The organism is Methylobacterium sp. Leaf456 (genome assembly GCF_001425465.1).
In the GTDB taxonomy this organism is placed as follows: domain Bacteria; phylum Pseudomonadota; class Alphaproteobacteria; order Rhizobiales; family Beijerinckiaceae; genus Methylobacterium.
Genome location: NZ_LMQV01000003.1, coordinates 138,092 through 150,623 on the forward strand (window position 1 = coordinate 138,092; position 12,532 = coordinate 150,623).

Below are 12,532 nucleotides of genomic sequence, written 5' to 3' on the forward strand. Positions count from 1 at the left end.
GGCTGCGATGTCCCACCCATCTCCTCATCCTGAGGTGCCCGCGTCAGCGGGCCTCGAAGGAGGGCTCCAGCGAAGCGCGCGATCCCTAGAGCCCTCCTTCGAGGCCTCCGCTGCGCTCCGGCACCTCAGGATGAGGGGGAATGGATGGGGGATGGGTTGGCTCAGGCGGCTTCCGCGCGCTCGGCCCGCGCCGCCTCCAGCGCCCGCACCCGCGGGATCACCTCGTCGCCGAAGTATTTCACCTCCTCCTGGAAGTGCAGGAACGCCAGCAGCGCGAGATCGACGCCCACTTCCTTCAGCGCGACGATGCGCTCGGCGATCTGGTCCGGCGTGCCGATCAGGTTGGTCTTGAAGCCGTCGTTGTACTGGACGAGGTCCTCGAAGGTGGATTTCGCCCAATTGCCCTCACCTTCCGGGCTCGCCTTGCCGGCGTTCTTCACCTCGTGGCCGAAGGCCTTCACGGCGTCCGGGTCGGCGTGGTCGACGATCTCTTGCAGGACGGCGCGGGCCTCCGCTTCCGTCTCGCGGGCGATGACAAAGGCGTTGACGCCGACCTTGACCGTGTGGCCGTTCTCGCGCGCCTTGGCCTGGAGGTCGGCGACCTGGGCCTTGATGCCCTCGGGCGTGTTGCCGTTGGTGAAGTACCAGTCGGAGACCCGGGCCGCCATGTCGCGCGCCGCCCGCGAGGAGCCGCCCTGGAAGATTTCCGGCAACCGGCCAGGCTTCGGCTTCAGGGTGTAGTCGCTGTAGCGGTAGAAATCGCCGCGGAAGGTGAAGTTGTCCTGGGTCCAGATTCCGCGAAGGGAACGGAGGAATTCCTCCGAGCGGCGGTAGCGCTCGTCGTGGTCGAGCCAGGGCTCGCCGATGGCGCGGAACTCGCCGGAGAACCAGCCCGAGACGAGGTTGATGGCGATGCGTCCCTCGGTTAGCTCGGAGATCGTGGCGATCTGCTTGGCGGCCAGCGTCGGGTTCCAGGGCCCTGGCAGGATCGCGGCGATGACGGTGAGCCGGGTGGTCGCGGCGGCGAGCGCGTGGCTGAAGGCGACCGATTCGTGCTGGTACTCGGCGCCGTAGCCCGCGGTGAAGCGAATCTGCGTCAGGGCGTAGTCGAAGCCGGCTTCCTCGGCGATCTGCGCAAGCTTGCGGTTGTAGGCGGCGTCCCAGCTGGTGCGTTGAGGGATCTTGCTGATGACGAGGCCGCCCGAGACGTTCGGCACCCAGTAGGCGAAGCGGATCGGCTCGGAAGGTGTACGGATGGACATGGGCGACTTCGCTCGGGTTCGGTGATTGTCGGAAGCATCGGAGCGCGGGATCGTGAGCTTTGCTCGATCACGTCTCGATCTTTCCAAATCATCGTCCTGCGATGTGGCTTCGTCAAAGGAAGGATCGGGCCTTTTTCGGCGACGATGGGAAAGGTCGTTCTTCGGAAATTCGTGCCGATGCGACAAACGTTTTCCTGAATACGATATGCCGCTCCGCTGCCGGCGAACGGTCGCCGAAACGAAAAAAGCCGCCCCGGCGGGGCGGCTCCTTCATCGCGAAAAAATCGCTCGGTTCAGTACACCCCGCCGGCCTGGGCGGCGGCGCCGGCGTCCGGCGGGACCGTGGCGGGTGGGCCGGACGGCGCGGCGACGTAGGCGTCGGGCGGGGCAGTGCCGGGCTTGAACGCCTCCAGGATGGTGCCGCCGCCCTCGCCCGAGCCGGCGCGGGTGCCGGACGACGCGTTGACGCGGATCAGCTTGATGCCCGGCGGCACGCGGAACGGCGTCGGCGGCTTGTCCTTGAGCGCGACCTTCAGGAAGTCGAGCACGATCGGGGCAGCCAGCCCGCCGCCGGTCGCCCGGTCGCCGAGCGAACGTGGCTTGTCGAAGCCGAGATAGACGCCCACCGCGAGATCGGGGGAGAAGCCGACGAACCACGCGTCCTTGGCGTCGTTGGTGGTGCCGGTCTTGCCGGCGAGCGGCTTGCCGATCTGCTTGAGCAGGGTGGCGGTGCCGCGCTGGACCACGCCCTCCATGATTGAGACCATCTGGTAGGCGGTCAGCGGGTCGAGCACCTGCTCGGACTCGTCCACGAGCTTAGGCTCGTCCTGACCCGACCACTTCTCCGCCTCGCAGCCGATGCACTTGCGGTTGTCGTGGCGGTAGATCGTCTCGCCGGTGCGGTCCTGGATGCGGTCGATCAGCGTCGGGCGGATGCGCCGCCCGCCATTGGCCAGCATCGAGTAGGCGGTGACCATGCGCATCACCGTGGTCTCGCCCGCGCCCAGCGACATCGGCAGCACGGGCAGCAGATCGTCGTAGACGCCGAAGCGGCGGGCGTATTCGGCGATGAGCGGCATGCCGATGTCCTTGGCGAGGCGCACCGTCATCAGGTTCTTCGAGTGCTCGATGCCGTAGCGGAGCGTGTGCGGGCCGCCGGACTTGCCGTCGTAGTTCGACGGCGACCACGCCTCCTGGCCGGGGCCGGCCTCGATGGTGATCGGCGAATCCTGCACCACCGAGGACGGGGTGTAGCCGTTGTCGAGCGCCGCCGAATAGACGAGCGGCTTGAACGAGGAGCCGGGCTGGCGCATCGCCTGGGTCGCGCGGTTGAACTCGGACTCGTCGTAGGAGAAGCCGCCGACCATGGCGTGGACGCGGCCCGTGTACGGGTCCATCGCCACGATGGCGCCGGACACCTCGGGCTTCTGCCGCAGGCGGTAGAGGGCGCGGCCGGTATCCAGCGGCTCGACGTAGACCACGTCGCCGACCTTCAGCGCGGTAGCGACGGCGCGGCCGGTCCACTTCACGCCTTCCGCAGTGATCGAGCCGGTCTCGCGGTCCTTTGAGACGGTACCGGAGGCCTCGCGCCGCGGCTGGAGGCCGATCTGTGCCACGCCGCCGGACGTGCTCAGCACCACGGCGAGCCGCCAGGGGGCGATATCCCCGAGCGACGGCATCTCGGAGACGGCGAGACCCCAGTCGCGGCCGACGAGATCGACCTGCCGCTCGGCCCCGCGCCAGCCGCGGCCCTGGTCGTAGCGCACGAGGCCGTCCACCAGCGCCTTGCGGGCCCAGGACTGCATCTTCGGGTCCAAGGTGGCGCGCACCGACAGGCCGCCCTCGTAGAGCTTGGTCTCGCCGTAGCGCTCGGAGATCTCGCGGCGCACTTCCTCGGTGAAGTAGTTGGCGTTGGCGGCATTGGGGAAGGCGACGCGCGGGTTGACGCCGAGTGTCTGCTTCTTGGCCTCCACCGCCTCGTCCTGGGTGATGTAGCCGTTCTGGGCCATCAGGCCGATGATTTCGTTGCGGCGCGAGAGCGCGGCCTGCGTCTTGCGGTAGGGGTGGTAGTTGTTGGGGCCCTTCGGGAGCGCGGCGAGATAGGCCGCCTCGTTGATGGTCAGCTCGTGGACCGATTTGCCGAAGTAATCCAGCGCGGCCGCGGCCACGCCGTGCAGGTTGCGGCCGGGCACGATGGTGCCCAAAAAGATTTCGTTCAGGTACAGCTCGAGGATCTTGTCTTTCGAGTACGTCGATTCGATCCGCAGCGCGATGAGCGCTTCCTTGATCTTGCGGTCGTAGGTCTGCTCGCTGGAGAGCAGGAAGTTCTTGGCGACCTGCTGGGTGATGGTCGAGGCGCCCTGCTTCTTGCCCGACTGGGCGTTGGTCAGGATCGCGCGGACGATGCCCTCGGGGTCGATGCCGCCGTGCTTGTAGAAATTCTTGTCTTCCGCCGAGAGGAAGGCGGCGACGATGATCTTGGGCATCGCCTGGATCGGCAGGTAGAGCCGCCGCTCGTGGGCGTATTCGGCCAAGAGCGAGCCGTCCGCGGCGTGGACGCGGGTCATCACCGGCGGCTCGTAGTTGGCGAGCGCGGCGTGGTCGGGCAGGTCCTGGCTGTACTTCCAGTAGAAGAACGCGCCCGCGGCGGCGGCGATGCAGAACATCACCGCGCCCGCCGAGAACAGGAAAGCGAAGAATCGCAGGATGAAACGCATCCGGTGTCCGTCCGTCGCTCGTCCGCTGCGCGCTTGAGGCTCGGGCTCGGCACAAGGGGCCAGCCCCGGCTCAGGGCTCGTATCGAGGCCCCGCGCGATCCGCGCGGCGTCTGGCGGACGGGGGCCTCTCGTGAAGGCCCCGTATCGACACCGGTTCTATGGTGAAACTGGGGCGATGGAGGCCGCCTTGCGCGGCGGGCTCGCGCCGGGGCGGGACAGCGTCGCCCGGCCGGCGAAGAACAGATCGATGGCTTTGGCCATCGAGCCCGTCACCTTGGTGCGCCATTCCTCCGAGAGCAGCTTCTCGAGGTCGCTCTTGCTCGACAGATAGCCGAGTTCGACCAGCACGGACGGCACGTCGGGCGAGCGCAGCACGCGGAAGCCCGCCTCGCGGTGGGGCTTCGCGCTCATCTCCATCACCGGCGAGAGCTGGCCCATGAGCTTGCCGGCGAAGCCCGCCGAGAAGCCGCGGGTCTCGCGCAGCGTCAGCTCCTGCAGGATGTCGGCGACGTCGCTGGCGCCCTCCCCCGCGTCGGAGCCGCCCGCGGCGTCGGCCTTGTTCTCGCGCTCGGCCAGCCGCGCCGATTCGCCGTCGGTCGCCTTTTCCGAGCCAGTATAGATCGTGGCGCCCTTCACCTGCGGGGCCGACGAGATCGAATCGGCGTGGATCGAGACGAACAGGTCGGCCTTGGCCTCGCGGGCGATGCGCACCCGCTCGGACAGCGCCACGAACACGTCGCGGTCGCGGGTCAGGGCGATGCGGTAGCGGCCGGTCGCCTCCAGGCGCTCGGACAGCGCACGGGCGAAGCCGAACACGATGTCCTTCTCGTAGACGCCGGTCGCCGCGATGGCGCCGGGATCGATGCCGCCGTGGCCCGCATCGATCACGATGAGGGGCCGCGTGTCGGCGGCCTCCCGCGGGGCGGGCGTCTTGGCGGCGGACGGGTTCGGATCGCCTGCCACCGAAGCCTTGCGGAAGGCGTCGCGCTCGACCCGACGGAACGGGATGGTGACGAGGGTCGCCCCGCCGCGCGTCGTCACCGTCTCGATCCCATCGACCACCGCGGGCCCGGCGAGATCGACGACGATGCGCGAGCGGCCGGGCGCGAACAGCCCGTAGCGGAACGAGGCGACGACGCCCTCGCGCTTGCGCCCGGCCTCCGCGCCGACCTGGAAGTTCACCTCCGGCAGGTCGATCACGGCGCGGTCGGGCCGCTCCATCACGAAGGCGCGGGCCTCGACCGGCTTGGACAGGGTGAGCACGAGCTTGGTCGTTCCGCCCTGGCTCGCGAGATCGGCCGCGATGGCGACCGCCGCGTTTCGGGCGGGCCCGTCCTGCGCCGGCGCCGGGCCGGAAAGGAGCAGGCTTCCGGCGAGAGCCAGCAGCCCCCCGGCGAGGGCCAGGGAGCGAAGAAGTCCGAAGCGAAAGGTGCGGGTGCGCGGCTGCATCGGTCGGCCAAGGTTCCGAAAGCCTCCGATACGGGATACGGCCGGGATGGTTAACCGTTCCTCACCCCGCGCGCGTCGGTTGCCGGGCCGTTGTTGTGCCGGCGCGACACCGGCCTCGTCGCCGGGGAACGCCTGGGCCGCGTCCAAAATCCGAGACCGGCCGGCCCGTTCGGCCGTTCCCGTCCCATGTCCCTCGCGATCCACCCGCCGCTAAGGTATGGTGGCGCCAAGCAGAAGGCGGTTCCGATGTCAGAGCGACGTGAGCTGTATCGCAGTCCGAGCGGCGACGCTTGGTATCTCGGGCGCGAGCCCGCCGACGGGAGAGCCTTCGTCATCCACGAGCCGAACGGGCCATCCGGCGGTCGGCACAGCCATATCGAATTGGGAAGCTTTCTGACGACGGCGTCCGGAAAGCCCGAACAACAAGCCTTGCTGCGTCTGATCGGAACCCTTGTCGACATCCCTCCCTATTCCAGCCGGCCCTGAAGGCCGGATGCGCCCCGTCGCTCCGACGTGAGGTCTGAAATAGTTCTACGAATGTCGTTTGTCCTGATGTGAATCATCGCTGATGTATTCGGCGTATCGTGTGTGTGGCTTGTGTTCCGGGCGCCTTATCTTGGTGGTCGGGGCGGGCATGATGTGAAGCCCGAGGCCGTTCTGTACGGCTTCGCGGTCCCACCATCGCGAGGCCGCGGAGTTGCCCTCGGCCGACGCGCGCGAAGACGGCGTCAACGCATGAGCCCCTTGCATTCATCCCGCGACACTCTGTAATGGTATCGACCCCATTCCCGAGCCGGCGCTTCGGCGGCCCTCGGGGGCGCCCGGGTCCCGTGACGGCGCCTGCCTCGCTCGAATTGCTTCAGCGTTCAGTCGGCGCCTCCCGGCATGCGGGCGGGTGTCACGGCGTTCGCGGTCTACTCGGGCTTATCCGGGGAACGCCGCGCCCACGAAATCTCAAAGGGCCGCTCGACGGTCCGCTCAGTTCGCGAGGCCGGTTCAAGGATGGTAGGACGCACAGCATCGGTTGCCGTTGCTCGTGCTCGTGGCGCGCGGGTTCCGCGTTGCCCCGCGTCTCCCGCCGTGCCGGCCCTGTTCAACCCCCAGCGCGCCGATGCCCGGCGCCGTACGGCGGTTGACGGCAATCCCCTCCCCGCAGCTTCCGCGACCTCGGCGACGAGGCCGGCACGCGCCACTCCCCCACCGGCCCTGAGGCCGAGGGCGGCGCCGCCGGGACCACGCGGCGCGAGCGCGAGGGAAACGACGTCGGCCGCCATGTCGAAAGTTCGTCATGGCCAACAACAAGATGCTCATCGATGCGACGCACCCGGAGGAGACCCGGGTCGTCACGGTCCACGGCTCTAGGGTCGAGGAATTCGACTTCGAGGCCGCCAACCGCCGGCCGCTGCGGGGCAACATCTACCTCGCCAAGGTGACCCGGGTGGAGCCCTCGCTCCAGGCGGCCTTCGTCGAGTACGGCGGCAACCGCCACGGCTTCCTTGCCTTCAACGAGATCCATCCGGACTATTACCAGATCCCGATGGCCGACCGCCTCGCGCTGCTGGAGGCCGAGGCGCGCGAGGAGGAGGAGCACCGCGAGCGCGAGGAGCGCCGCACGCGGGGCCGCCGCACGCGCGGGCGCCGGGCCGAGGCCCGCGGCGCGCGCGGCGACGAGACCGTCTCCGCCGAGGATGCGTCCGATACGGCCGTGAGCGCCGACGCGGCTGTTCCCGGCGAGGGCCCGTCCGCCGATTCCGACAGCCCCGAGGCGATCGAGGCCGTGCGCGCCGCGATCGTCGAGGAGGGCGGCGAGGCCGTGGCTTCCGAAGAGACGCCCGTGCCGGGCGGCGACGCCTCCGCGGCCCTGCCCGAATCGGCCCTGGAGCCGGGCGCCGAGGCGGCCGCCTCCGCCGAGCCTGAGGTCGAGCCCTCCGCCATCTCCGAGGCGCCGAATCCGCCGGTCGAGGCCGCGGAGCCCGCTGCCGACGAGGCTGCGCCGGAGCCCGTTGCCGCCTCCGCCCCCGTCACCGAGGAGGCCCGCGCCGTTTCCCCCGACGTCGACGAGGATTCGGACGAATCCGACGAGGACGACGACGATTCCGACGACGAAGACGATTCCGAGGAAGACGACGAGGATTCGGACGATTCCGACGAGGATGACGAGTCCGACGACGAGGACGGCGAGCCGCGGGTCGCCCAGGTCGGCGGTGCGGGCGACGCCCTGGCCGAGATCCCCGAGCGCCCCCGCGCCTACCGCCGCCAGTACAAGATCCAGGAGGTGATCAAGCGCCGCCAGATCATCCTGGTGCAGGTCGTCAAGGAGGAGCGCGGCACCAAGGGCGCGGCGCTCACCACCTACCTGTCGCTGGCCGGCCGTTACTCGGTGCTGATGCCCAACACCGGCCGCGGCGGCGGCATCTCGCGGAAAATCACCTCGGCCGCCGACCGCAAGCGCCTGAAGGAGGTCGTGTCCGACCTCGACGTGCCGGAGGGGATGGGGATCATCCTGCGCACGGCCGGCGCCTCGCGCACCAAGCCCGAGATCAAGCGCGACTTCGAATACCTGATGCGCATGTGGGAGAGCGTGCGCGAACTGACGCTGTCCTCGACCGCGCCGGCCCTGGTCTACGAGGAGGGCTCGCTGATCAAGCGGGCGATCCGCGACCTCTACAACAAGGATCTGGACGAGGTTCTGGTCTCGGGCGAGGACGCCTACCGCGAGGCCAAGGACTTCATGCGGATGCTGATGCCCGGCCAGTCCAAGGTCGTGAAGCCGTACCGCGAGGTCGCGCCGCTGTTCGCCCGCTACGGCGTGGAGCAGCAGCTCGACGCGATGTTCTCGACCCACGTGGCCCTGCGCTCGGGCGGCTACCTCGTCATCAACCCGACCGAGGCGCTGGTCTCGATCGACGTGAACTCCGGCCGCGCGACGCGCGAGCACGACATCGAGGACACCGCGCTCAAGACCAACCTCGAGGCGGCCGAAGAGGTCGCCCGTCAGGTGCGCCTGCGCGACCTCGCCGGCCTCGTCGTGATCGACTTCATCGACATGGAGGAGAAGCGCAACAACCGCGCGGTCGAGAAGCGGCTCAACGAGGCGCTCAAGAACGACCGCGCCCGCATCCAGGTCGGGCGCATCTCGCCGTTCGGCCTGCTGGAGATGAGCCGCCAGCGCATCCGCACCGGCGTGCTCGAATCCTCCTCGATTCCCTGCGCCCATTGCGGCGGCTCGGGCTTCGTGCGGGCGACCTCCTCGGTGGCTCTGCACATCGTGCGCTCGCTGGAGGAGGCGCTGCTCAAGTCCGCCTCGCACAACCTGATCCTGCGCACCCATGCCGAGGTGGCGCTCTACATCCTCAACCAGAAGCGGGCGCACCTCTACGATCTGGAGCAGCGCTTCTCCGTCACGATCACGGTCGTGGCCGACCAGCATCTTGCCGCGACCTCGCCGTTCGGGCTCGACCGCGGCGACCTCGCGGTGAAGAACGCCGCGCCGGTCAGCGGCATTCGGGCGACGGCGATCTCGCCGGCCTACGATGCCGACGATTTCGAGGATGAGGTCGTCGAGGAGGAGGCCGTCGAGGCCGAGGCCGAGGAGGCCCCCGCCGCCGAAAGCCGCCCGGCGCCGGAGGCGAACGAGGAGGGCGGCGGGCGCCGCCGTCGCCGTCGCCGCCGTCGTGGCGGACGCGGCGGCGAGGGTGAATCCCGCGCCGACGGCGACGAGAACGGCCAGGACGGCGACGAGGGCCAGGAGGGCTCCGAGGAGTCCGACGAGGGCGAGGGCGCCGAGGAAGCCGGCGAGGCCGTGACCGGTGAGGCCGTGCAGGCCGCCGAGCCGACCGAGGCCGCCTCCGACGAGGACGAGGGCAACGGCCGCCGCCGCCGCCGGGGTCGCCGGGGTGGTCGCGGCCGCGCCCGCACCCGCGACGAGGCGCAGGACGGCGTTCAGGACGAGGCGGAGGGCGACGCCGACGCGGCGCAGGTCGATGAGGGCCGGGCCGAGGCGCATGCCGAGGAGACTGCCGTCGACACCCTTCCGGTCGGCCCAGAGGAGCCCGTCAGCGCCGCCGACGTGACCACGGTCTCGGTCGATGCCCGCGATGGCGCCACCGCCGCGCCGCCGCCGGTCGTCCCCGCCCCCGAGGCCGAGCCGGTCGCCGCGGAATCGCTGCCGCAGCCCGTCCCGGCCCCTGAGCCCGCCCCCGAGCCGGTGGCTGTGGTCCTCACCCCCGCCGACCCGAACCGCCCGAAGCGCGCCGGCTGGTGGTCGCGCACGAAGGCCGCGATCAGCGGGGAGTAAGTGGAAGGATGGGGCCGGGATCGTTTTCCGGCCCCTGTCGGCAAGCCGGCTTCTGGCCTAACAGACCGGCTTTAATCCTCATTTCCCGCCGTCATTCTGGGGCGCCGAAGGCGAACCCGGAATCCACGGCGGGCCGCGACGCCCTCCAAAGCCGCGCATTACGGGTGGATTCCGGGTTCCGCTGCGCGGCCCCGGAATGACGGTGGTGAGTAAGAACGCGAGGTTGAGACTCTGCCTCAGCCCGCGTTGAACCTTCCGCTACCGCCCCAACCACCCCCTGATCCGCACCACCGCCTCGCGGCACGCCTCCTCCGAGCCGGCGAAGGAGAAGCGGACGTGGTGGCCGCCCTCCCCCGGATCGAAATCGAGGCCCGGGGTTGCCGCGACGCCGGTCTCGGCGAGCATGCGGCGGCAGAAGTTGGTGGCGTCACCCGAAAGTTTGGCGATGTCGGCGTAGAGGTAGAAGGCGCCGTCCACCGGGTGGATGCCGGTGAAGCCTAAGCCCGGCAGCGTGTCGAGGAGCAGGGCGCGGTTGCGACTGTAACCGTCGCGCACGGTGCCGATCTCGTCGAGCGCGTCGAAGGCCGCCAGCGCCGCGACCTGTGAGAGGTAGGGCGCCGAGATGTAGAGGTTCTGGGCCAGCCGCTCGATCGGCCGCACCAGCCGCTCCGGCACCACCATCCAGCCGATGCGCCAGCCGGTCATGCAATAGAACTTCGAGAACGAATTGATGACGATGGCATCCGCATCGAACTCGAGCGCGGTCGCGGTCGGCACGCCGTAGCTGAGGCCGTGATAGATCTCGTCGGAGATGAACGGCAGGCGCAAGTCCCGCGCGGTGGCGGAGAGGTCGGCGAGGCGGGCCGGCTCGATCACCGTGCCGGACGGGTTGGCCGGGCTCATCACCAGAACCCCCGAGAGAGTTTGCGCCGCGTGGACCTCCCGCACGAGGGCGCTGGTCGGGGCGAAGCGGTCCTCGGCCCGCAGGATCATCGGCTGCGGGATCAGGTCGAGGGCCCGCAGGATGCCGTGATAGGCCGGATAGCCGGGGCACGGCACGCCGACCCGTGCGCCCGCATCGAACAGGGCGAGGAAGGCGAGGACGAAGCCGGCGGACGAGCCCGTCGTCACCACGACCCGCTCCGGCGCGATCCGCACGCCGTAGGTCTCGGCGTAGTGGCGCACGATGCGCTCGCGCAGCCGCGGCATCCCGAGCGCCTCGGTGTAGGGGATGCGCCCATCGGCCAGCGCGGCTTGCGCCGCCGCGATCACCGCCCGCGGCGCCGGGGCCGAGGGCTGGCCGACCTCCATGTGGATCACGCCCTCCCCGCGCCGCTCCCGCGCGCCGGCCTCGGCCATCACGTCCATGGCGAGGAAGGGCGCGACGGCCTCGGCCCGGCGCGAGAGCGAGAGGCTGGACTCGGTCGGCATTAAGCGGGCTCCGGGTTCGCGGGGAGCGCCGCCCATAGCAGATCGCGGCGGGTACACCCTACGGTGCGCTCTCGACCGCCCGGCCGAAGGCCTGGACCAGGCCGCCTTCGAGCTTGTTGTCCATCGCCGCGAGGATCGCGAGGGCGTCGCGGGTCGCCATCGGCTTCTTGTAGGGGCGGCGCTCGATCAGGGCGGCGTAGATGTCGCAGATCGTCAGCAGGCGCACCGGGTCGGCGATCTGCGCGGCGCTGAGGCCGTCGGGATAGCCGGAGCCGTCGAGCATCTCGTGGTGGTGGCGCGTGACCGCGAGCGTGACCGGATCGCAGCCGCCCGAAGCACTGAGAATCTCGTGGCCGATCGGCGCGTGGGTCTGCATCACCGCCCGCTCGTCGTCGTCGAGGCGGCCCGGCTTGTTCAGGATGGCGTGGGGGATGCGCGACTTGCCGACATCGTGGACGAGGGCGGCGCGGGTGAGGAGTTGGCGGTCGGTCTGCGCCAGGCCGAGGCTGAGGGCGAACGCCGCGACCGTTCCGGAGACCAGCAGGCAGTGCTGGAAGGTCACGTCGTCGTAGGCCCAGACCTCGTCGAGCCAGCGCGACAGGCCGCCGTCGTGGATCGCGTCGAGCACCGGATCGATGCCGCCGTCGACCGCCTTCATGTCGATCGGGCCGGTCTCGGCGCTCTTGAGCAGGGTCGTCATCGTCGCGCCCGCGCGCTTGATCTCGCGGGTGACCACGAGGTCGGCCACCGACTTCTCCGGCCAGATCTCGCGCACGAGCGAGCCGACCACCATCCGGGGTTCGACATGGGCCGACAGGCAGATCGTGGCGCCGAGGTTGCGCGCTTCGGTGAAGGCCGACTGGCTTTCGCTGCGGGTCAGGTAGATCAGCGGCGCGCGGGAGCGGCCGGGCCGGCTGGCCAGCCGCCGCAGGCAGCTCTTGGCCTCCGGGCGGCTCAGGGTGATGTCGGCGACGACGCCGCCGAACGGGCCGATCCGGTCCCAGGTCTCGTCGGTGCCCACGACCCGGCACTCGGCCACCGCGTTGATCGCATCGACCAGCGGCTTGCTCCGGTCGGGTCGGTCGCTGAGGACGACGATCACGCCGCGATTCATCCCATCCGCCCTATGACCGATTCTGTCCCGAACTTGTGACGGGTGGAACTTATCATTCCGCTAATCCGATCTCATAGAGCGGCCGGAAACACATCATCCTTCGACTTCGCCGCTTCCACCGTGCGGTGCCGCGAAAACGCCGCACCGCGACGGCAGGACTCGAAACCGGTGTCCCGCGGAGCCGGCCGAAAAGAGTCGCATCGGCGAAGTCGCCCGCGCGTGTCATAACGCGGCGTGTCATAACCCCGCCTGCCGTTCCCCG

General features: G+C 69.8%; 7 protein-coding genes. 2 read left to right on the top strand and 5 right to left on the bottom strand.

The window, feature by feature from the left end; genetic code table 11:
* Positions 1–161 precede the first annotated feature (161 nt).
* The 3 genes from sfnG to ASG52_RS04925 form a co-directional block, all read right to left on the bottom strand.
* Positions 162–1,262 carry a dimethylsulfone monooxygenase SfnG gene (gene sfnG / locus ASG52_RS04915; RefSeq protein WP_056239873.1) on the bottom strand — a complete coding sequence of 367 codons (1,101 nt, stop codon included), beginning with the start codon at positions 1,260–1,262 and terminating at the stop codon, positions 162–164.
* A 293-nt stretch (positions 1,263–1,555) separates the two neighbouring features.
* Positions 1,556–3,979 carry a penicillin-binding protein 1A gene (locus ASG52_RS04920; RefSeq protein ID WP_056239874.1) on the bottom strand — a complete coding sequence of 808 codons (2,424 nt, stop codon included), beginning with the start codon at positions 3,977–3,979 and terminating at the stop codon, positions 1,556–1,558.
* Between the two features lie 156 nt (positions 3,980–4,135).
* Entirely contained in the window at positions 4,136–5,428 is a 1,293-nt protein-coding gene (locus tag ASG52_RS04925) for an N-acetylmuramoyl-L-alanine amidase (protein WP_056239876.1), read from the bottom strand.
* A 186-nt stretch (positions 5,429–5,614) separates the two neighbouring features.
* Here ASG52_RS04925 and ASG52_RS25945 point away from each other — a divergent pair, with 186 nt between their 5' ends.
* A complete protein-coding gene (locus ASG52_RS25945) occupies positions 5,615–5,914 on the top strand; it encodes a hypothetical protein (protein ID WP_286158944.1) in 300 nt (99 codons plus the stop codon).
* 802 nt (positions 5,915–6,716) lie between these two features.
* Complete coding sequence (locus ASG52_RS04930; protein ID WP_056239878.1) at positions 6,717–9,725, top strand: Rne/Rng family ribonuclease; 3,009 nt, start codon at positions 6,717–6,719, stop codon at positions 9,723–9,725.
* 258 nt (positions 9,726–9,983) lie between these two features.
* Here ASG52_RS04930 and ASG52_RS04935 read toward each other — a convergent pair whose 3' ends face one another.
* Positions 9,984–11,156 (bottom strand): pyridoxal phosphate-dependent aminotransferase, encoded by a 1,173-nt coding sequence (locus ASG52_RS04935; RefSeq protein WP_056239880.1) that lies wholly within the window; start codon positions 11,154–11,156, stop codon positions 9,984–9,986.
* A gap of 58 nt (positions 11,157–11,214) precedes the next feature.
* Positions 11,215–12,258: an HD-GYP domain-containing protein gene (locus ASG52_RS04940; protein ID WP_082552360.1), complete on the bottom strand. Its 1,044-nt coding sequence runs from the start codon at positions 12,256–12,258 to the stop codon at positions 11,215–11,217.
* Positions 12,259–12,532 lie beyond the last annotated feature (274 nt).

What these genes read in the sequence shown, in the direction of transcription:
- sfnG (WP_056239873.1), bottom strand. Translation starts at nt 1,262, where the DNA reads ATGTCCATCCGTACACCTTCCGAGCCGATCCGCTTCGCCTACTGGGTG.
- ASG52_RS04920 (WP_056239874.1), bottom strand. Translation starts at nt 3,979, where the DNA reads ATGCGTTTCATCCTGCGATTCTTCGCTTTCCTGTTCTCGGCGGGCGCG.
- ASG52_RS04925 (WP_056239876.1), bottom strand. Translation starts at nt 5,428, where the DNA reads ATGCAGCCGCGCACCCGCACCTTTCGCTTCGGACTTCTTCGCTCCCTG.
- ASG52_RS25945 (WP_286158944.1), top strand. Translation starts at nt 5,615, where the DNA reads ATGTCCCTCGCGATCCACCCGCCGCTAAGGTATGGTGGCGCCAAGCAG.
- ASG52_RS04930 (WP_056239878.1), top strand. Translation starts at nt 6,717, where the DNA reads ATGGCCAACAACAAGATGCTCATCGATGCGACGCACCCGGAGGAGACC.
- ASG52_RS04935 (WP_056239880.1), bottom strand. Translation starts at nt 11,156, where the DNA reads ATGCCGACCGAGTCCAGCCTCTCGCTCTCGCGCCGGGCCGAGGCCGTC.